Annotated in this window: 14 protein-coding genes; 5 read left to right on the top strand and 9 right to left on the bottom strand. The window is 56.7% G+C overall.

Annotation, left to right across the window (positions count from 1 at the left end; all coding sequences use genetic code 11):
- The first annotated feature begins 27 nt into the window (after positions 1-27).
- Positions 28-1,008, top strand: coding sequence for a diguanylate cyclase (locus ACRQ5J_RS00210; protein ID WP_432380606.1), 981 nt, complete (start codon positions 28-30; stop codon positions 1,006-1,008).
- On the top strand, positions 1,005-1,940 hold the full coding sequence (locus tag ACRQ5J_RS00215; RefSeq protein WP_432380607.1) for an SMP-30/gluconolactonase/LRE family protein: 936 nt from the start codon (positions 1,005-1,007) through the stop codon (positions 1,938-1,940). Before ACRQ5J_RS00210 ends, ACRQ5J_RS00215 begins: the two co-directional genes overlap by 4 nt.
- 86 nt (positions 1,941-2,026) lie before the next feature.
- Here the strand turns inward: ACRQ5J_RS00215 and mnmE are convergent, their stop codons facing one another.
- The 5 genes from mnmE to rpmH form a co-directional block, all read right to left on the bottom strand.
- On the bottom strand, positions 2,027-3,406 hold the full coding sequence (gene mnmE, locus ACRQ5J_RS00220; protein WP_432380608.1) for a tRNA uridine-5-carboxymethylaminomethyl(34) synthesis GTPase MnmE: 1,380 nt from the start codon (positions 3,404-3,406) through the stop codon (positions 2,027-2,029).
- A gap of 67 nt (positions 3,407-3,473) precedes the next feature.
- The gene (gene yidC / locus ACRQ5J_RS00225; protein WP_432380609.1) at positions 3,474-5,237 is read right to left on the bottom strand and encodes a membrane protein insertase YidC; all 1,764 of its coding nucleotides are present in this window, start codon (positions 5,235-5,237) and stop codon (positions 3,474-3,476) included.
- Between the two features lie 9 nt (positions 5,238-5,246).
- Entirely contained in the window at positions 5,247-5,522 is a 276-nt protein-coding gene (gene yidD, locus ACRQ5J_RS00230) for a membrane protein insertion efficiency factor YidD (protein WP_432380610.1), read from the bottom strand.
- Entirely contained in the window at positions 5,519-5,956 is a 438-nt protein-coding gene (gene rnpA / locus ACRQ5J_RS00235) for a ribonuclease P protein component (RefSeq protein WP_432383555.1), read from the bottom strand. The genes yidD and rnpA overlap by 4 nt, the downstream gene beginning before the upstream one ends.
- 36 nt (positions 5,957-5,992) lie before the next feature.
- Complete coding sequence (gene rpmH, locus ACRQ5J_RS00240) at positions 5,993-6,127, bottom strand: 50S ribosomal protein L34 (protein ID WP_040378179.1); 135 nt, start codon at positions 6,125-6,127, stop codon at positions 5,993-5,995.
- Positions 6,128-6,516: 389 nt separating this feature from the next.
- Between rpmH and dnaA the strand changes: the two genes are divergently transcribed.
- From dnaA to gyrB, 3 genes are all read left to right on the top strand, one after another.
- Positions 6,517-7,920, top strand: a complete 1,404-nt coding sequence (gene dnaA, locus ACRQ5J_RS00245) for a chromosomal replication initiator protein DnaA (RefSeq protein WP_432380611.1) — start codon at positions 6,517-6,519, stop codon at positions 7,918-7,920.
- A 189-nt stretch (positions 7,921-8,109) separates the two neighbouring features.
- The gene (dnaN, locus tag ACRQ5J_RS00250) at positions 8,110-9,216 is read left to right on the top strand and encodes a DNA polymerase III subunit beta (RefSeq protein ID WP_432380612.1); all 1,107 of its coding nucleotides are present in this window, start codon (positions 8,110-8,112) and stop codon (positions 9,214-9,216) included.
- A gap of 129 nt (positions 9,217-9,345) precedes the next feature.
- Positions 9,346-11,838, top strand: coding sequence for a DNA topoisomerase (ATP-hydrolyzing) subunit B (gene gyrB / locus ACRQ5J_RS00255; protein ID WP_432380613.1), 2,493 nt, complete (start codon positions 9,346-9,348; stop codon positions 11,836-11,838).
- Positions 11,839-12,366: 528 nt separating this feature from the next.
- Here gyrB and ACRQ5J_RS00260 read toward each other — a convergent pair.
- The 4 genes from ACRQ5J_RS00260 to ACRQ5J_RS00275 form a co-directional block, all read right to left on the bottom strand.
- Positions 12,367-13,032, bottom strand: a complete 666-nt coding sequence (locus tag ACRQ5J_RS00260; protein WP_432380614.1) for a hypothetical protein — start codon at positions 13,030-13,032, stop codon at positions 12,367-12,369.
- Positions 13,033-13,302: 270 nt separating this feature from the next.
- The gene (locus ACRQ5J_RS00265; protein WP_432380615.1) at positions 13,303-13,578 is read right to left on the bottom strand and encodes a hypothetical protein; all 276 of its coding nucleotides are present in this window, start codon (positions 13,576-13,578) and stop codon (positions 13,303-13,305) included.
- A 156-nt stretch (positions 13,579-13,734) separates the two neighbouring features.
- Complete coding sequence (locus ACRQ5J_RS00270) at positions 13,735-15,033, bottom strand: hypothetical protein (protein ID WP_432380616.1); 1,299 nt, start codon at positions 15,031-15,033, stop codon at positions 13,735-13,737.
- 473 nt (positions 15,034-15,506) lie between these two features.
- Positions 15,507-21,458: a CHC2 zinc finger domain-containing protein gene (locus ACRQ5J_RS00275; protein WP_432380617.1), complete on the bottom strand. Its 5,952-nt coding sequence runs from the start codon at positions 21,456-21,458 to the stop codon at positions 15,507-15,509.
- Positions 21,459-21,615 lie beyond the last annotated feature (157 nt).

Raw genomic sequence — 21,615 nt, forward strand, 5'->3', positions numbered from 1 at the left:
TTACACCTTCCCATCAGGAACGCACGCATGTCTGAACCCGGCACCTCCCCGTCCACCTCCCCGCTGTCCGCGCGCGTGCTCGGACTGGCGCAACTGGGATTGATCGTCATCGACGCCCACCACCACATCGTCATGTGGAACCAATGGATGGCCAGCCGCTCCGGCCGCTCCTCGCAGCGCGTGCTGGGCCAGGACCTGTTCGACCTGTACGGCGAGCTGCGCGGGCAGCGGCTGGAGCAGGCGGTGCTGAGCGCGATGCAGAGCAACCTGCCGCAGCAGCTGTCGCCGGCGCTGAACCCGTCGCCGTTCCCGCTGTATCCGGCCGGCAGCTGGGGCGGCGAGCGCGTCGAGCAGCAGGTCTCGGTGACGCCGTTCAACGAGGGCAAGGAACGCTACTGCCTGATCGAAGTGAGCGACATCAGCAGCATCGTCGGCCGCGAGCGCCAGCTGCGCAGCCAGGCCGAGCAGCTTCGGGCGCAATCGTATGTCGACGGCCTGACCGGCATCGCCAACCGCCGCCACTTCGACGTCGCGCTGGACCGCGAGCTGCGGCGCGCGGCGCGCCAGGACGGCCAGTTGTCGCTGCTGCTGATGGACATCGACTCGTTCAAGGCCTACAACGACCACTTCGGCCACCAGCAGGGCGACGCCTGCCTGACGCTGGTGGCGGAAGCCTTTGCCGCCGGCTTGCAGCGGCCGGCCGACCTGGCCGCGCGCTACGGCGGCGAGGAATTCGCGGCGGTGCTGCCGGACACCAGCACCGAACAGGCGGCGCTGGTGGCGGAAGCGATCCGCGCCCGCATCGCCGGGCTCAAGCTCAAGCACGCGCCGGCGGCCACCCGGCCGCACGTCACCATGAGCATCGGCGTGGCCAGCTTCGACAAAGACCACCTGGCCGACGCCGCCGCCATGCTGGCGGCCGCCGACAGCTGTTTGTATGCGGCCAAGAAGGCCGGGCGCGACTGCGTCATCATCCATCGACCACCCCACCAGGAGAATGCAGCATGAAGTTCCGTCACGCCTTGACTCTGGCGGCCGTGCTGGCCGCGCCGCAGGCCTTCTCCGCCACCGCCGCCTGCAGCGGCCAGGCGCCGTCGGGCGAGCTGACGGCCAGCCGCATCGCCGCCGCCAACAGCACCCGCGCCGAGCCGGGCCTGTACGAAGGGCCGGTATGGATCAAGGACACGCTGTACTTCTCGGACTTCAGCTTCGGGCCGGGCTTCCCGTCGCGCATCCTCAAGCTGGACGCCAGCGGCAAGGTCAGCGTGGCGATCGACGACAGCGGCAGCAACGGCCTGGCGACCGATGGCGCCGGCAACATCCTGGCGGCCACGCACAAATTCAAATCGGTGTCGCTGTACACGCTGGACGGCAAGCGCAGCGACGTGGTCGGCAAGTTCGAGGGCAAGGTCTTCAACTCGCCGAACGACATGGCGCTGGCGGCCGACGGCACGCTGTACTTCAGCGACCCGGACTTCCAGCGCGCGGCCGCGCCGGGCGGGCAGGACAAGACGCGCGTCTACCGCGTCGGCGGCGACGGCAAGATCACGGTGGTGGACGACACGCTGAAGAATCCGAACGGCGTATCGCTGTCGCCGAAGGACGATGTGCTGTACGTCAACGGCATGGTGGGCGAGCACGGCGTGTTGCGCGCCTACCCGATCGTCAACGGCGTGCCGCAGCAAGGCAAGGACCTGGTAGAGAAGCTGGGTGTTCCCGACGGCATGGCGATCGACTGCCAGGGCAACATCTACGTCACCGAGCACACGGACAAGCGGCTGCGGGTCTTCACGCCGGCGGGCAAGCAGATCGCCACGATCAAGGTCGACGCCAACGTCACCAACGCCGCCTTCGGTGGCGCCGACGGCAAGACGCTCTACATCACCGGCGCCGGCGCCCTCTGGCAAATCAAGCTCGACGTCACCGGCGCCCCGTACTAAACCCGGGGTCAGGTCTGACATTCGCACACGGGCTCAACTGCTACGCAGTTGAGCCCGTGTGCGAATGTCAGACCTGACCCCGGATTTTATTTGCCGATGCAGAAGCGGCTGAAGATGACGCCGAGCAGGTCGTCGGAGGAGAAGGCGCCGGTGATGCTGGAGAGCTGCACTTGCGCCAGCCGCAGTTCTTCGGCAAACAGGTCGAGCGACTGGTCGCTTTGCGCGGCGTGCTCGCCAGCCCGCGCCAGGTGCGCGCCGGCGTTCTTCAGCGCGATCAGGTGGCGCTCGCGCGCCAGGTATAACGATTCGCCCGTCTGCTGCCAGCCGGCGATGCGCAGCAGTTCCTGGCGCAACAGGTCGATGCCGACATGGTCGTGCGCCGACAGGTAGATGTGGGTGGCGTCCGCCATCGCGTCCACCGCCGGCTTGTGGCCCGACAGGTCGATTTTGTTCCAGATGCGCAGCACCGGCACGCCTTGCGGGAAGGCGGCAGTGATGTTTTCGTCGGCGCGCGACGGACCGTGGTCGGCGTCCAGCAGGTGCAGGATGACGTCCGCCTTGCCGACCTCGCCCCAGGTGCGCTCGATGCCGATGCGCTCCACCACGTCCACCGCTTCTTCCGGCGCGCGGATGCCGGCCGTGTCGATGATGTTGAGCGGGATGCCTTCGATCTGGATGGTTTCGGTGACCTTGTCGCGCGTGGTGCCGGCGATCGGCGTGACGATGGCGACGTCATTGCCCGCCAGCGCGTTCAGCAGCGAGGACTTGCCGACGTTCGGCTGGCCGACCAGCACCACGTTCAGCCCTTCGCGCAGCAGCGCACCCTGCGCCGCCTGCCTGAATACCTGCTCCAGCGCGTCCACGATGCCCTTCAGTTGCCCACGCGCGTCGGATTTTTCCAGGAAGTCGATTTCTTCTTCCGGGAAATCCAGCGTCGCCTCGACCAGCATGCGCAGGTTGGTGACGCTGCCCACCAGCGTGTTGACCGTCTTCGAGAACGCGCCCGACAACGATTGCGACGCCGATCTGGCGGCCGCCTCGGTCGAGGCGTCGATCAGGTCAGCCACGGCCTCGGCTTGCGCCAGGTCGAGCTTGTCGTTGAGGTAGGCGCGGCGCGTGAATTCGCCCGGCTCGGCCAACCGCAACCCCAGCGCCTCGCCCGCTTCGAGCACGCGCTGCAACAGCATTTGCAGCACGATCGGGCCGCCGTGGCCTTGCAGTTCCAGTACGTCTTCGCCGGTGTACGAGTGCGGCCCCTTGAACCAGATGGCGATGCCCTGGTCGATGATGGCGCCGTCGGCCTGCTTGAACGGGATGTAGGTGGCGTGGCGCGGCTTCAGCGCCTCGGCGCCGAACAGCGCGGCGATCAGCGCTTGCAGGTTTTTGCCGGAGGCGCGCACCACGCCGATGCCGCCGCGTCCGGGCGCGGTGGCGATGGCGGCGATAGGAGAGGAATCAATATTCATGGGGACATTGTATTAGATAAAAAAAGCCCGCGATCAACGCGGGCTTTTTAGCCACAGCCTGAGGCCGTTAAGCCTTGGCCGGCTCGGCGGGCGTGCCGAATTTCTTGGTAATCACATACTGTTGACCGATCGACAGGATGTTGTTGACCACCCAGTACAGCACCAGGCCGGACGGGAAGAAGAAGAACATCACCGAGAACGCCAGCGGCATGAACAGCATCATCTTGGCCTGCATCGGGTCGGCCGGCGCCGGATTGAGCTTGGTGGTGATGTACATCGAGATCGCGTACAGCACCGGCAGAATCGCGTACGGATCATGCTGGGCCAGGTCGGTGATCCAGCCGATCCACGGCGCGCCGCGGATTTCCACCGCCGATTGCAGCACGTAGTACAGCGCGATGAACACCGGCATCTGCACCAGGATCGGCAGGCAGCCGCCCAGCGGGTTGATCTTCTCTTTCTTGTACAGCTCCATCGTGGCCTGGTTCATCTTGGCCGGGTCGCCCTTGTAACGCTCGCGGATTTCCTGCATCTTCGGCGTCACCAGCTTGACCTTGGCCATGCTGCGGTAGCCAGCCGCCGACAGCGGGAAGAACAGCAGCTTGATCAGGATGGTGAAGGCGATAATCGTCCAGCCCCAGTTGCCCAGCACGCCATGGATGTGCTCGATGACCCAGAACATCGGCTTGGCGATCATCGCCAGCCAGCCGTAGTCGCGCACCAGCTCCAGGCCCGGCGAGACTTTTTCCAGCAGCTGCGCTTCCTGCGGACCGGAGAACAGCTTGGCGTCGTTCGTCACGGTGGCGCCCGGCGCAATGGTGCCCAGCGGCTGCTTGATGCTGATGCCGTAGACGTTGGTGCTGATCTTCTCGGTGGTGATGTCATGCATCAGCTTAGGCTGCGGAATGAAGGCCGAGACGAAGAAGTGCTGCGAAATCGCGATCCAGCCGTTGTCGGCCTTGGTGGCGTGGTCCTGCAGCATCGGCTTGCCGGTCTTGTCGGCTTCCTGCGCGGCCTTCTCGATCTTCTCGAACTGCAGCTTCTCGTAGCGCTTCTCGTCCGTGTACATGGTCGGGCCGGTGTAGCTGCTGTTGAAGAACGAGTCGCCGGCCGGCTTGTTGCCGTCGTGCGCCAGTTGCAGGTACAGCTGCGGCGACACCGGCGCGCTGCCGGTGTTGGTGACGTCGTGGCGCACGTCCACCACGTAGTCGCCGCGCTTGAAGGTGAAGGTCTTGGTCAGCTTGACGCCGCCCGATTCCGATTCCAGCACCAGTTGCACCTGGTTGGCGTCGTTCAGCATGCGCGGACCGGGCTTGGCCACGAAGCCGCTGGTGTGGTTGGGCAGGTTGTTCGGCTCGCCGATCAGGCCGGTGCGGCCCAGATAGGTCTTGCCGGTGCCGGCGTCAACGTCGAACAGCACGATGTTCTTGCTGTTGTCGCCCGGCTTGCACCAGTCGAACAGGCCGAAGCAGCCGCCGAACCAGCCCGGATGGCCGTTTTCCTTGTACTTCAGCAGTTCCAGGCGACGGATCACGCCGCCCTGGGTGTCGATGTCGGCGCGGATCACGTCGGTGGTGATGGTGATGCGCTCGGCCTTGAACGGCGCCGCTTCCGGCGCACCGCCGGCGGCAACCGCTCCCGGCACGGCGGCAGCCGCGCTGGCGGCGGCTGGGGCCGGCACATCGGATTTCTTCGCCTCGGGCGCCTTGGCCGCCGGCGGCGGCGGCGCGAACATCGATGGATGGCCGTTCGAGACTTGCCAGTTGTTCCACAGAACAAACAGCGACACCGCAAACACGATCCACAGGATAGTACGTTTATTGATATCCATTAGGTATTTTCAGGAGTGGTTGCAACCGCAAGCGGTCGATGAGGAATTCGTTTTGCCGTCGGCCGGCGGCGCCGCGCCGGGCACCGGATCGTAGCCGCCCGGATGCCACGGATGGCAACGGCACAAGCGCCTGGCCGTCAGCCAGCTGCCCCTGGCGGCGCCATGGGCTTGCAGCGCTTCCAGCGCATAGTCCGAGCAGCTCGGATAAAAGCGGCAGCTCGGCGTCATCATCGGCCTGATGGCCAGCTGATAAAAGCGCAGCAGGAAGCGGAGCACGGTTTTCATGGCGCCCCAGATGGCGACGGCGCCGCCGGAGGCAAGCCCGGCTTGCCGGAGAATTTGGCCTGCGCGGCGAACAGGCGTGCCAATTCCACCCGCAAAGCCGCTTTCAGCTTCGAGGTGGTGGCGGGGCCGTCCTTGCTGTTGACCGGCCGCGCCAGGCGCACCACGCAATCGATGGGCGGCAGGCCGGTGGTCCGGAACAGCTCGCGGGTAACGCGCTTGATGGTGTTGCGGGTGACGGCGCGCGGCGCAAAGCGCTTGGCCACCACGACGCCCAGCCGCGCATGCGGCAGTTGGTTCAGACGGGTGTAAAGCACGAAGTGCGCGCTTTTCTGGCTGGGGCGCAAACGAAAAACGGATGAAAATTCATCCGTTTTAACGATACGCCGAGCGCGCGCGAAGTCGTGTGAACCCTCGCCTGTCGAGCCGCTTGCAATGCAGCTGTCCACGCGATCAGCTAACAAGAGTTTGGCTTATACGGCCAGACGCTTGCGGCCTTTGGCGCGGCGTGCGTTCAGCACCTGGCGGCCACCACGGGTAGCCATGCGTGCGCGGAAGCCGTGGGTACGCTTACGGCGTACAACGGAAGGTTGGTAAGTACGTTTCATGTTGGTCTCGCTTAAAGCAGAAAAAAATGCAAAATCGGGTCAGACGGCCCGTCAGTTTTTGGTGCCAATGACACTTCGCGCACCCATGCCAACGCTATCCGGCACAAGCTGGGTCCATCTCATCGCCCGCTAAATCCCTGCTACTCCATATTAACGTCTATGTGAATAAACAAGGAATACGGGCGGGGAACCCTGAATTATCAGCATTTCGGCCCTGCTTGTCAACAACCAACTGCCCCGCCCCGGCGCCCCCGCCACGTCGCCCACGCGAAAAAATCCTGGCGCGCCTGTGGATAACTTAGGCGGACGAGAGTAGAATAGCGCGTTACGTGTGAAAAACTTCCAAGTTGCCCACACCCTTATACAGCAAGAACACAGACAGTCGATTCATGGAAAATTTCTGGCAGACCTGCTCCGCCCAGCTGGAGCTGGAGCTGACGCCGCAACAATTCAGCGCTTGGATCAAGCCGCTTATCCCCCTCGATTACGAGGCGGGCAAGCTGCGCGTGGCCGCGCCCAACCGCTTCAAGCTCGATTGGGTCAAGACCCAGTTCGCCAGCCGCATCACGGCGCTGGCCTGCCAGTACTGGGAGCAGCCGACCGAAGTGCAGTTCGTGCTCGACCCGCGCCTGAACGCGCCGAAGAAGCCGGTGGCCACGGTGGCGCCGGTGCCGGACATCAATGGCGGCGCGCCCAGCAACAACGCGCGCCTGGCGGACCAGCAACCGCCGTCGGTGCCGGAAATGCCGGCCTCGGCCCAGCCGCGCCGCGAGCAGAGCCGCATCAACACCGACCTCACCTTCGACAGCTTCGTCACTGGTAAGGCCAACCAGCTGGCGCGCGCGGCCGCGATCCAGGTGGCCAACAACCCGGGCGTGTCGTACAACCCGCTGTTCTTCTACGGCGGCGTCGGCCTCGGCAAGACCCACTTGATCCACGCCATCGGCAACCAGGTGATGGCCGACCAGCCGGGCGCGCGCATCCGCTACATCCACGCCGAGCAATATGTGCGCGACGTGGTGACGGCCTACCAGCGCAAGGGCTTCGACGACTTCAAGCATTACTACCACTCGCTGGACATGCTGCTGATCGACGATATTCAATTCTTCGGCGGCAAGAGCCGCACGCAGGAGGAGTTTTTCTACGCGTTTGAAGCGCTGATCGCCGCCAAGAAGCAGATCATCATCACCTCGGACACCTATCCGAAGGAAATCACCGGCATGGACGACCGCCTGATCTCGCGCTTCGACTCCGGCCTGACGGTGGCCATCGAGCCGCCGGAGCTGGAAATGCGGGTGGCGATTCTGCTCAAGAAAGCCAAGCAGGAAGGCGTGACCTTCTCCGACGACGTCGCCTTCTTCGTGGCCAAGCACCTGCGCTCCAACGTGCGCGAGCTGGAAGGCGCGCTGCGCAAGATCCTGGCCTATTCGCGCTTCCACGGCAAGGACATCACGATCGACATCGTCAAGGAAGCGCTGAAGGATTTGCTGTCGGTGCAGAACCGCCAGATTTCGGTGGAAAACATCCAGAAGACCGTGGCCGATTTCTTCAACATCAAGGTGGCGGACATGTATTCGAAGCGGCGGCCGGCCAACATCGCCCGCCCGCGCCAGATCGCCATGTACCTGGCCAAGGAACTGACGCAGAAATCGCTGCCGGAAATCGGCGAGCTGTTCGGCGGACGCGACCACACCACCGTGCTGCACGCGGTGCGCAAGATCGCGCTCGACCGCACCAAGAACCCGGAATGCAACCACGAGCTGCACGTGCTGGAACAAACCTTGAAGGGTTGAGCGCCGCCCGTCACTGCCACGCGGGCGGCAGGCCATGCGCAGGGTCCATGGGTTCCCGCCGGCGCGGGAACGACGCTGCGGAAGGCTGGCGGCGGGCGTGGTTTGGCTTTATCATTTAGTCAAACCTGTCCGCCTGCTCACAAGGCAAAAAGTATTGAAACAACGTTAAATTTTTACTGAGGATAATCTATGCAATTGGTCAAAACCACCCGAGATACGCTACTCCGGCCACTGCAGATCGTGAGCGGTATTGTCGAGCGTCGGCACACTATGCCGATTCTGGCCAATATCCTCATCCGCAAAGAGGGCGAGAGCGTATCCTTCCTGTCGACCGACACCGAGGTCCAGATCACCACCAACGCCGAGATCGGCTCCGGCGCGGAAGTGGCCGGCACCACGGTGGCCGCGCGCAAGCTGCTCGACATCCTGCGCGCGCTGCCGGAATCGGGCGACGTCACGATCACGCTGCAAAACAAGCGCCTGGCGGTGCAATCGGGCAAATCGCGCTTCGCGCTGCAAACGCTGGCGGCCGAGGAATTCCCGACCGTGCAGCAGGCCGACAGCTACAGCGCCTCGGTCACGCTGCCGCAGAAAACCCTGAAGCACCTGTTCAACATGGTGCACTTCTCGATGGCGCAGCAGGACATCCGCTACTACCTGAACGGCCTGCTGCTGGTCCTGGACGGCAACAACGTCATCGCCGTGGCCACCGACGGCCACCGCCTGGCGTTCTGCCAGGTAGAGACCGAGCAGTCGTTCGCGCGCCAGGAAGTCATCATCCCGCGCAAGACCATCATCGAACTGCAGCGCCTGCTGGAAGAAAACGACGAGCCGGTGCAGCTGGACATCGCCGCCAACCAGGTCAAGCTGACCTTTGCCGACATCGAGCTGATCTCGAAGCTGGTGGAAGGCAAGTTCCCCGACTACACGCGGGTGATCCCGAAGGGCTACAAGAACGAATTCATCATCGGTCGCGATGAGCTGCTGCGCTCGCTGCAGCGCGCGGCCATCATGACCAGCGACAAATTCAAGGGCGTGCGCTGCATCATCACGCCGGGCGTCATGAAGATCAGCTCGACCAACGCCGACCAGGAAGAGGCGGTCGAGGAACTGGAAATCGACTACGGCGGCGACAGCGTCGACATCGGCTTCAACGTCACCTACCTGCTGGACGTGCTCAACAACCTGAAATGCGAGCAGGTCAACGTCGCGCTGGGCGACTCCAACTCGTCGGCGCTGATCTCGATCCCGGACAATGCCGACTTCAAGTACGTCGTCATGCCGATGCGCATTTAAGCCCCGCCGTCGTCGTTCCGGCGCAGGCCGGAACCCATAGAACGCATGCTCAGCATGGCCCGCGGCGGCGGACCGTCCGCCTCCGCCGGCATGACGTAGTAGACAATCGATATATTCAGAAAGCAGCACATGTCCGAAGAGAACGCAGCACCAGTAGCAAAGAACGAAGAATACGGCGCCTCCTCGATCCAGATCCTGGAGGGTCTGGAAGCGGTCCGCAAACGTCCCGGCATGTACATCGGCGACACCTCCGACGGCACCGGCCTGCACCACCTGGTGTTCGAGGTGCTGGACAACTCGATCGACGAGGCGCTGGCCGGCTACTGCTCGGAAATCCACGTCACCATCCACTCGGACAACTCGATCTCGATCACCGACAACGGCCGCGGCATCCCGGTCGGCCTGAAGATGGACGACAAGCACGAGCCGAAGCGCTCGGCGGCTGAAATCGTGCTGACCGAGCTGCACGCCGGCGGCAAGTTCGACCAGAACTCGTACAAGGTCTCGGGCGGCCTGCACGGCGTCGGCGTCTCGTGCGTCAACGCGCTGTCCAAGCTGCTGCGCGTGACCATCCGCCGCGACGGCAAGGTGCACCAGATGGAATTTGCGCGCGGCGTCGCGCAGAACCGCGAAATCGAAATGCGCGACGGCGTGGCCGTCTCGCCGATCAAGGTCATCGGCGAAACCGACAAGCGCGGCACCGACGTCCACTTCTGGGCCGACGAGGAAATCTTCACCCACGTCGAATTCCACTACGAGATCCTGGCCAAGCGCATCCGCGAGCTGTCGTTCCTGAATAACGGCGTCAACATCAAGCTGACCGACCAGCGCACCGGCAAGGAAGAAATCTTCGCCTTCGAGGGCGGCACCCGCGGCTTCGTCGAATACATCAACAAGGCCAAGACCGTGCTGCACCCGACCGTGTTCCAGGCCACCGGCGAGCGCCAGTCGGACCAGGGCACCAATATCTCGGTCGACGTCTCGATGCAGTGGAACGACGCCTACAACGAACAGGTGCTGTGCTTCACCAACAACATCCCGCAGCGCGACGGCGGCACCCACCTGACCGGCCTGCGCGCGGCGATGACCCGCGTCATCAACAAATACATCGAAGAGAACGACTTCGCCAAGAAAGCCAAGGTCGAAGTCTCCGGCGACGACATGCGCGAGGGCCTGACCTGCGTGCTGTCGGTGAAAGTGCCGGAGCCGAAGTTCTCGTCGCAGACCAAGGACAAGCTGGTGTCGTCCGAAGTGCGTGGCCCGGTCGAGGAAATCGTCGCCAAGACGCTGGCCGACTACCTGCAGGAAAAACCGAACGACGCCAAAATCATCTGCGGCAAGATCGTCGAAGCGGCGCGCGCGCGCGAAGCGGCCCGCAAGGCGCGCGACCTGACCCGCCGCAAGGGCGTCATGGACGGCCTCGGCCTGTCGTCGAAGCTGGCCGACTGCCAGGAACGCGACCCGGCGCTGTGCGAACTGTACATCGTCGAGGGTGACTCCGCCGGCGGCTCGGCCAAGCAAGGCCGCGACCGCAAATTCCAGGCCATCCTGCCGCTGCGCGGTAAAGTGCTGAACGTGGAAAAGGCGCGCTTTGAAAAGATGCTGTCGTCGGAACAGATCACCACGCTGATCGCCACGCTCGGCACCTCGATCGGCCCGGACGAATTCAACGTCGAAAAGCTGCGCTACCACCGCATCATCATCATGACCGATGCGGACGTCGACGGCGCCCACATCCGCACCCTGCTGCTGACGCTGTTCTACCGCCAGATGCCGGAGCTGGTCGAGCGCGGCCACGTCTACATCGCCCAGCCGCCGCTGTACAAGGTCAAGGCCGGCCGCGACGAGCGCTACCTGAAGGACGACGCCGAGGAAGCCACCTACATGATGAACGTGGCGCTCAACACCGCCGCGCTGACGCCGCGCGAAGGCGCCGACGTCATCCAGGGCGAAGCGCTGAGCGAGCTGGTGCGCCAGTTCAACCTGTCCAACGTCATCATGACGCGTTTGACGCGCGTGATCGACCGCGCCGCGCTGACCGCCATCATGACCGGCGTACAGCTCGACCTGAGCACGCAGGACGCGGCCGAAGCCTCGGCCCGCGCGCTGGCCGACAACATCAACGACATCAGCGTCAAGGTCAGCGTGCGTTCGGACGAACTGAACGAACAGCACCTGCTGTGGATCGAGCGCATGCACCACGGTAACGTCAAAGTCAGCTCGATCGACGCCGACTTCGTGCAAAGCGCCGACTACCGCGTGCTGGCCGAAGCGGCCGCCACCTTCAGCGGCCTGATCGGCCCCGGCGCCTTCGTGCGCCGCGGCGAAGGCGAGCGCACCAAGGAATCGGCCGTGACCGACTTCCACCAGGCGATGCAATGGTTGCGGGACGAATCGGAACGCGTGGTATCGAAACAGCGCTACAAAGGTCTGGGCGAGATGAACCCGGAACAGCTGTGGGAAACCACCATGGACCCGACCGTGCGCCGTTTGCTGAAGGTGCAGATCGAGGACGCGATTGCTGCGGACCAGATCTTTACCACACTGATGGGGGATGATGTGGAACCGCGCCGGGCGTTCATTGAGACCAATGCGCTGCGTGCCGGAAATATCGACGTTTAAAGCGTCTAGATGCAATCGTAGGGCGCCAAAGTATTTGCAACTGGCGCCACAATTCTGCGACTAGAAACCTCTAGTTAGTGCGACTGGCCTCTTATTTTCGCTGAAGTGGGGCATGAAAACCACGCGGAGTTACTGAGTAACTGGCGACATGAAGATTGAAAATCCTTGTGTCGCTGGTTCGATTCCGCCCGGCCACCAAGAACATCCTTGACGAAACGCCGATCCATGCAGACCGGCGTTTTTCTTATTGGACTTCGCAGTCCTCGTGTCCGGTCTATTACCAGTTCGCTTCCCGCAATACCGCCTAACCGACCAAATCGTCCAAACGTCCATGCCAGCTTCCTACTCAATGGTTAGATCCCAGCGGTAGTGCTATTAAAATTGGTTCGCCACACTATTCCGTTTTGGAACACCTTTGACAAGCATGGAATAGCGTTGAAGTCCATCAAGCACTTTTTCGACCAAGCTAGCATCTTCGAGAGTCAATCAGCGTAGCGAAACATTCTTATTGATAAATTACGCGCATAATTAGAAGGTCAGCCGTGGAGGCTTGGGCTTGAAGTTTTGACGTTCCAACCATGTTTTGAGGTCAACGAGAGAGTTGAATTCTAAGAACTCCAGTTGATGTGAGTCGGGATTATCCAAAAGAAGTTCAATAGGATCGTTATCTTCTTCAATCATTTTAAGCCATTGAACATAACTCTTAAAAGAGTAAAAATTATCGCCAAGTGATTGGTCAAGAAAATCATTCATGATGCTATCAGCGCTCAATCGAGATGTCTTATTGGCAGAGTTTTTGAGCAGGTTAACATCAGGTCCGAATATATCCTTATTGCAAATCTCTGGATAATACTGATTAAAAGACATGGTTCGGGCACCATTCTTAACGGTCCAGGCGATATAGTGACATCTAAGGCTTCTTGCACGTATTTCTGAATCCGCGTCTAGTTTTAGACACATCTTCTTACGGCGATGCTTAGTCCCCTCGGTTTTAAGTCCGTCCACCTCAAACTTAAATTCCACTAGCATAAACCGGCTGCTGTCAGTAAAAAGATAGTCTGACCCGAGCTCTACGTCCTGTCCGTCCAATGAACATTTGGTCACCGATCTACCTCTTGCAAGTGCATTCACCTTAAATCGATTTGAAAAACCGTCGATTATTGATTGCTCATGTTTTTTTCTAATCTTCTTCATGTTCTGGTGCGTTTAGATCTGATTGCAAAGAAATCGCAAAAATATTCTTAAAAATACTACAATTCCAATCCTTTATTGTGAAAATTTCCTTTATGAAATTAACACAAATGGCTTATGTCTTCACCGTCCTTCAAGTTCTTGACGCCTACGACAGAGGACGCGGACAGCGATGCTTTGAGTTTTTTTCCATGTGCTGATAGTACCCTTCGATTCGCCATATTTAGCAGACTGCGGTTATCGGCGAATGGCAGCTCCGGTCGATGGCCGGAGCTATGCAGGCCGCCAAATAGCCTCAAATTCTTGCGACGAAATTGTGGTGTAACCTGCCTCTGATAAATCGATGGGTTTATCGCTCAGTCCGCCGTATTCGTCCTGCACATGCTGCTTACCATAGCACAGGAGCATGCCAGAATCGTATTGCTCAATTTGACGAAGTACACCACTGTTATCATCAACCTCGAAATACCACCATGAAACGCCCCAAGCATCATGCTCATCGCCGCGAGGTTCGTTCCAGTATCGTTTAACGTAGGTCGGCATATTCAATTGGGATCATAAGGCAGCTACTACTCGTGGCCGGTTATCATCGGTCAAGGTAAAAGTTTCGTGTGATTGGACGTCCGCCCCCCAATTCTTGCAAATGTATTGGCGCTGGCGGAAAAATCCTAAATCAGGACTCAGAGGTTTGTGCCCACGGTGGAATTAATATATTTGGAAGTTTATTGTCAGTTGGACTAAGATCCACAGGCAGCCAATCGATAAGCGTAGGGGGCTGCCAAAAAATGGCATAGCTCTCCAGTTTCTATTCCAGCACTCAAGCCTGCTGCCCCACGCTGAAGGCTCGGAGAAAAAACCGGCCATCGTATTTGCCTCATCGATTAGTTTTTTCTGATCAATCAGCATCTGGTTAGGATCAACTAAGTCTGCAGAGGTGACCTGACCCAAGTGGCTTCTAATTTTTGCAAACGAATCTGCAACCTCCTTTATTTCAACTATGCCCGTGGCTTTTTTTAGTGCTCCTGAACTAACGGATTTAAAAGATGGAAAACCACCATTTCCGCTTGAATAGGAGTCTTTAAGTTTCTTTAAATCGACCATTTCTACCACTGGAAGATGCGCTACTAATTGCACAGGAATAGGTAATGCTTGAGGCCTTGGCTTACCCTCATTCATATAGATTGGGTCGATATCTGCAATAACTATTGCTTGTTCTCGCTTAGTTAACGCATCCTCGGGACGGTTGTAATATATTCCCCTTGACCATCCAGAGTACGGAGTCGCACTTAAAAGATGCCCGGGCTTATCTCGGGTCGCAGACCAGCTGCTTTTGGCAATTATGCAACTTCCACCACCAGATAGCCCAGCTTTCACACTGCCTAATACAGCAGCGCAGAATACAGTAGTCAATCCAGCTGCAAGCAGTCCAGATTGTCCGTAAATCCAATAGTCGGCAGATCGGGTGGTGCAAGCCGGGACGACTAATATGCTCCGGCGATCAACTCGATCATCAAGTTTAAGCGCACTGGTCAATTTCTGAATATCCGATACAACAGGGTCTCCTGTCGTCCCGTAGCCAAAGCGTTGGCGAAGCGATTTGTATTCGCTTCTGATTGTCTCGTGATTAACCGGATGGGTAGACGCAAAAAGTTCAGAACAGATTAATTCAGCCATCCGGTCAACTGGTCTAATAGTTTGAGCGATCGAGACTACCTGCCGTACATCTAGTGGCGTAGCACCAACGGCTTTTCTTGCTTTTTCAACGGCCGACACGAAGCCCTCGAGGCTCGCTAGTGGAGCCCAATCTTCGCCAGACGGATTTATGAATTCGCTCATGGCCATTGAGTGGAATTTTTTCCGTCGACTGAACACACCTACTGCACCTTGAACATTTGGAATAGGTTGAAGCAACGTAATGAATGCCGATTTCTCCATTGACCGGCCATTAGGGCCAAATACCCTCTGCGCATCTGCCTCACCAAATATCTTGTCAAATTGCTGCATAAAATGCAGGTCTCGGGGAGTGCCGTGTAAGCGATAAGTTCCTGCGACAACTGATAACCTCGCCTCGGGTAGGCTCGTTAGCCTATCTCTCAACCATTCAACTGTATCGGGCCTAACGCTGTATTCCGGTAGGACTAAGACATCAACATCGAAATCGTGACAAGACTTAATTGCCGCCTCGATTAGTCTTCGACGCCTGTGCTCATTCCAGCTTGGAACTAACTCGGATCGGTCCCATTGATTCTCCAATCCATCCTTACACAAGCTCGCCTTTGCCTGCTGTGCTAAAGAGAAGGTACTAGGCGACGCCTCTTTTCTTTTTCGTGCAGAGACCATGCTCGCTATGGTAGTTCCACATACCGAATCAATATCAATTTGATTGCAGAACAATCCGTCAATCGCATCAGGGAATCCTGCATCAACGATGGGGTGATAGTAGGAGTCATCCACCCGGAACTGAAATATCGCAAACCTCACATGTCCAGGATTTTTTCCCTGCGGCGCCCGCGCCACTCCTGCTCTTGCAAGTTGCGGAATTTTCTGAAACTTTCCTCAGGAGTATCCTCCTCCGTAACGGGATCATCCTCGCTTTCTTTTCTGTTTGTTTCCCCTGCGGATCGAGTCGCATCCTCGCCCGATTTATTTGTATCGGTATGTGACTTCGCAGATTTGGTCAATCCAGCCAAGTCATCTTCACGGGGTGAGACCTCGCCCGGATTAACCATCTCTGGAACTTCATTTGGCTCTCCAGCACTAATGGGCTTGACAGCGTCAACAGGTTCTTGAACAACTGTAGGTGGCACCAATGGAAAAGCAGATACCCCACCTTGCATCCCCGCCGTTTTAGCAAAAGTCTCCCCCAAAACAGAGACCCCTATTAACTTGCCGTCTCGATTCGTAGTCTCCGTCCAGACACGTTTATTAGCATCGGCCTCATCAATCTCCACATGACGGTCTCTTCCCACTTGGTCAATTAGTCCGCGAGACAGGGACCATTGCCTTCCGCCTTCGTCAGTGAACCACTTCGCTTGAGGCGGAAGGCCCCATGTATGAGATTTGCAATTGCGGACCCTGTATCCCAGAATATTTTGAATGTTGGCTAGTAGCGTCATCGCGGATTCGAACGTAGCCTCATCGACGATGGTTTCTATGCATAGGTGAGCATCGAATGGCCATTTGTCGTCGTCCAGCTCGCTATCTGGACATGCTTTACCAAGTTGCTGGGCTAGCTCGGTCATGGATGCTTTGAAACGTTCGGAATCCTGAACTGCCACCATCGGCATAGCATCGCTCGCCCCATATAAATTTAGCTGACTATTAAACAACACTAGCCATCCTAACGGCGTGATTTTTGCTGTGCTCGCAAGTCGGCCTTTTGGCGTGAGTGCTTCCCTGAACAGGGCTCCGATGTTGACGTCTTCGTTTTCGATTACCAACACGGGATCATCAATTTGCCACTCAATTGGCACTTCGACCTCAGCAGCGGGAGAAGCATCTCCAGCGAGGTAAATCTCAAAAACAAGGGCTCGAATCCAAGCGGATAGAGCGGTTATTCGCACAGAGCGACGCAATGCGCTCCAAGCATACTTGGAGGCAGGTGGAACTTCCTGTGGCAAGACTGACTCTAGCAAAGCAAGTCTCTTGTCGAAAAGCCGCCATGCTGCGACGACTCTCCGCTCCACCCCATAAACGGATTCTGTCGGCGCTAGCTCTGGTAGGGCCTCTAACTGCCTAGCATTAAGGCGAGCAAAGACTGCAGGAGCAAGCTTACTTAGCATTGCTCCCGAAACACCGGAACGTGATCCATCGCTATAGCCATCATTCTGCAAGCGCATTGCCACCGTTTCGGCCTCTACCGACAGCAAGAATTGCACTTCTTCAGCACAGTTGCCAGTGGACGGAAAACTGCGAAGTAACAAGATGGCTCGATTAGTTGACCCTGTAAGATGCGGCCGCTCTGGGTGCGGCAGTCCTGGTGCTGCTGGCTGACCTTCCCCTCGTAAGCGACCAAGAAGACGCGAAAGGACATATTGGGCAGTATTAATGTTGAGAGATTGCCCTTGTTGTTCAAGTGCTTGGAATCTCTCTAGTTCATCTATCATCCCTAAGGCGTCTGTAACCGCGTATCCGATTCGCCAGAGTCGCGCGTCCGCTAACGGAACCTCATGCGCGCGTAATCGACCTTTCCCATCGCGTGCAAATGCGAACTTCGCCAAATGTGCTCGAGGAACAACAGGACCGAATAAGCCAAAAGTCGGATCGACATTTGAGCTGTCCTCAGCCCAATCTGACGCGCAAATGTAAGGCCATGCCGGAACAAATTCCATAGGCGCAATTTTGTCCGATCCATCGACCTCATGTTCAAGGTCATAATTTATCCTTGCCAGTCCATCAAAGCAGTCAGCAGCCCAGCGAAGCTCCTTATGTCCAAATGATGTTGTTTTAGTAGGTTGACGGTTTCGAACCTTTCGGGCGACGCTTTCCCAAGCAGATTTTCGACCGGCTAATCCTGTGTTTGCGATCGGAACCGATAACTCATTCCAATTCGCAGGCACAGGTTCACAGATTTCTCGGGTAGCTACTCGATAATCGATGTCCGGAGGAAGTTGGCTTTTAATGAATATTTGGCTAATTGACTTCAAATGTACTTCATCAATCCCATCCGGATTTTTCAAAACAAGATGGGAAAGGGGAATCCCGGGCAGTGCTGGCAACGGAACTCCCAAGTCACCGAGCAAATGAAGACGACGCTTCAAGCAATGTATCAGGGCGTCGACGCGACAAACCGCGACCAGAGCAGCGAGTGCGTCGAGTCGAAGTTCCAGCATCACTATTTCATGTTCGGAAAGCTCTGGTTTCCAGAGATTTAAGAGGCGGAAAAAATGAGAGTTTCCTGCAACTGCCGAAGCCGTTAAAGGTGCAATCAATTTCCCTCTGATGTTTTCCAGAGGGTCCTGTTCATCGTTCCACTCCCTCCCAAGAAGCACAATCGCTTCATGGAGCCAAAGGAAAAGAGGACGCAGAGGAGAGCTGTAATCCAAGCGGTTTCCGACATTGGCCGATATCTCTAGCGTGGAAGTTGCGCCATCGGCATCAGTAAGCCATGCCCGAGTGAGAGATGCCGATAATTCGTTTGAAGTTAAGCCTAGCTGAGAATAAAGCTCTTCTGACAGCGCGGATATAGCCACGCCTCGATGCATTTGCCGAGCAATCCAACGAACGCAGACAGCCCTCTGCACAAACATTCGGCGCAGCTGTCTAATACCTTTACCCGCATCTGCAGGGGCCTCTACATGTGGGGTAACAAACTCAGTGAAAAATCCGCTAAGCATCGTTAGCTTAGAAAGCGCACCGATGATGGTTTTTCGAGAGGTCTCGGCTGCCAAGGACAGGTTACGATCATAAACATAAGCACTACGGAGAAGTTGCTCGAGACCGTCCAACGCGTACAAACTAGGATCGAGCCAAGGGCATAAATCTACCTTCATCTTTGGTGCCAGCCGTTCCGTCACCTCCCGCCACATCGTCCAATATGATGCCCAAACCTCTTGTACAGCCAAAGGCTCTAGCTTCGCGGCCGCATACCAGATCCATCGGGCGGCCTTAGAGATCTCAGCCGGCCGCAAGTCATGTGCATTAAGAGCTGTAAAGATCTGCGCTTTAATATCCTCGACATCAGCTTCGTATAAACGACGATCACTTAGTAAGACTAACGCACTAGTCCTTTGAACTGGATCGGACCAAGTCTCAAATCCTGCTTCACCATCGCCCAATGATAGCAATCCAATTTCCGGCGTCGGCCCCGAGCCAATCAACGCTTTTCCTTCGGTAAGAAGGGCGTTGAACTCTTCTGGAGTCATCTTAGGTGCGAGCTCTCCTTTGGGGATCGCTTCAAGCCGAAGTCGCGTGCAAGCATCCTCAACAGCAGTACGCAACTCTTCAAGGATTTGAGGGGAGTCGGCAATTAGAAAAATATCATCCACGTAGCGTGCGTAGCCAGCTCGCGTCAAACCATCCTCTGAATTGATTTTACTCAAAACTTTGCGTAACTCAGAGTCCAGAGGGAATAATGCAACTGTCGCTAGCCATGCGGATAATATCGGACCTTGTGGAATTCCAATTTGCTCCTCCGATTTCGTAATTCGCCCGGTGTCAGGATGGTAATATTGGAATCCAAAGCTCTGTTCGCAAAACCAGTCAACTACGGCACCCGCAAGATTGTGACGATTTTTACTAAATGATGGCGCGAACTCATCAATGCGTTCAATTCGCGTCAAGCGATCTATAGCCTCGTTTAAAGGTGACTGCAATGCAGATTTTACGACTGATTGGTACAGCCGATCATAGTATCGCTTTAGGTCCAGACGGATTGCATAAACTTCTTCGAATCCATTGGCTGTCCTTCGCAGATTCGTAATGAAATCGCGCCAGCATTCAATATAAGGTCTGAACATACCTTGATTAGAAGCAGTTGATCTTCCTTCTAGGACATCCATATCAATCTGATATGCAAAACTAAGTGTTTGTGAAGTTACACCGGCCTTTCCATTTTCTGCCGTAGTGCGTGTCACTCCTTTCCCACGATAAAATCGAACGGCTGGAATACTAAGGCTGTAGCAGTCTTCTTCGTTTAAAACATCAAATCGCTCAGTTAGCGTTTCAGACAGCATATACTGTTGAAGAACTAAATCCTCGGGACACGGCATAGCTTTAAGTCGCGGATTTTGCTTCTCAAAGTCACGCGCAACAAAGACTGCATCAAATGGCTCCAACGGTTCAAATGTGGGTTCTTGAAGTCGTTCCCGCAGTCCCACGTTAAATGCAGTCGCTCCTGCCTCAAGTCTTCGCCATGCAGCTTCATCCGTAGGAACTTCCCCGCGATCAGCGCCCGACTTAGCAAGAATACGCGCGACGTTCAGGCGTGAAGCCTCATCGGCAATGAACTCTTCCCCATAGACCTCTTTAAGTGCATCAGGAAGCTTAGCATTTGAATTGCGCAATGACAGGATATCAAGATACCAGCCAGATTCGTAGGCCTTGCCAAATTGCTGACCAGCATTTAACAGGAAATTGGCTTCGGACGCGCTTCGAGCAAGGCCCATTGCCGAACGATATCGAACTCCTAACGATATATTTTTCCAATAATCGTCGGATAAAATATCATCAACAGAATGTTGATTGCCAATTTTTACTGCAACTACGGGCAGTGCTGTTGGATGAGAGGAGTCACGAATAAATTCTTCGTTCCAAGCTGTATCGAGCGCAGAAATTAACGAATCAGGATCTTTATCTTCACCGGTAGTGACGCCAAGCGCATCCAATTTCAGTTTGTTTGGCCATATAAAATCAGCATCAAAGCCTTCTTCTGCTAGCGCAATAGCAAGTTTTGAACTTCCTTTGAGGCCAGCCTTATCTCGATCGAGGAAGATATGAATAATCAAGTCACCAACAGGTGCAGCGGCATCTGCTATGCGTCGTAATTGCTCTATTTGTTCTTTAGACGCCTGTGCGCCCAAAATAGAAACTGCTGGATATCCCAAGGACTCCAGCCTCAACGCATCTACGAGCCCCTCACAAACAAAAATTTCTTTACGCTTCCGCTCCTGAAGTAGTGCTAGTGCAATGTTACCTCGATATAGTACCGCTCCCTTTGCAAAGCCTGGACTGTAAAGATACTTCGGGACGTCTTTCTTAACCTCACTTGCCGCTCGGCCCGCGAAACCAATAACCTTTCCCTCCAAGGAATGAATAGGAAAAATAATGCGCGAATCAAAGAAGAAATCTCTAAGGCGAGGTTGATCAGAAGAGAAGAGTTGATCAGGTCTTGATGCACTCTTGACCCGCCTAACTAGGCCAATTTCCTCGAGCATCGCAGTTTCGATACGCATCTGTCCTGCTTCTGCATTGGAAGGGTGTACAGCGTTCGTTAAGGTCTGGGCAATTGCATAAGAAAGTCCAGCTTGGGCCGCAATTTCCGATGACAAATTTCGTGACCGAAGCCAAGTCGCAAGTTGATCAGCATCATTATTTTTGAGATACAGCGCACTTGCGAATTCGAAAGCTGACTGTTTGGAGCCGTCCCATGTTGCGCGCCCGTTGCTACGGCGCGGCCGTTTGCTTTGTGGAAGACCAAACGCACTTCTTAGCCATTCAGCGGCATCTCCAAATGAACAATTTCGGACATGACGTACCATGTCGAAAACATCACCATCAGCACCGCATACAAAACAGTGATGATGTGGAGGACGAGAGTCCCAATTATCGTAGAGTACTAGTGATGGATCACTATCATCGTGAAAAGGACATAGGCATCGAAAATTTGCCCCTCGGCGGACGACTGCGATACCAAGTGCTTCTGCGACACTTGATGGCCTTGCCGTTTGTAATATTTCGTCGATCGAGCTCCGGTCCACATCTCTTACCATTTTGATCTTCCTAGCCTTGGAAATTGCCGCGTTGCAACTTATCAAGTATGCGCCAGCTCCACTTAGTACACTGCCTTAAGTGTCGATCGTCAGGGCATATAAGTGTCAGCGGCAGTTATAGTGTCTAAACTATACGTGACGTGACACTAGGAAATAT

Origin of the sequence: Duganella sp. P38, from assembly GCF_050859475.1 — a bacterium.
Lineage (GTDB): Bacteria > Pseudomonadota > Gammaproteobacteria > Burkholderiales > Burkholderiaceae_D > Rugamonas.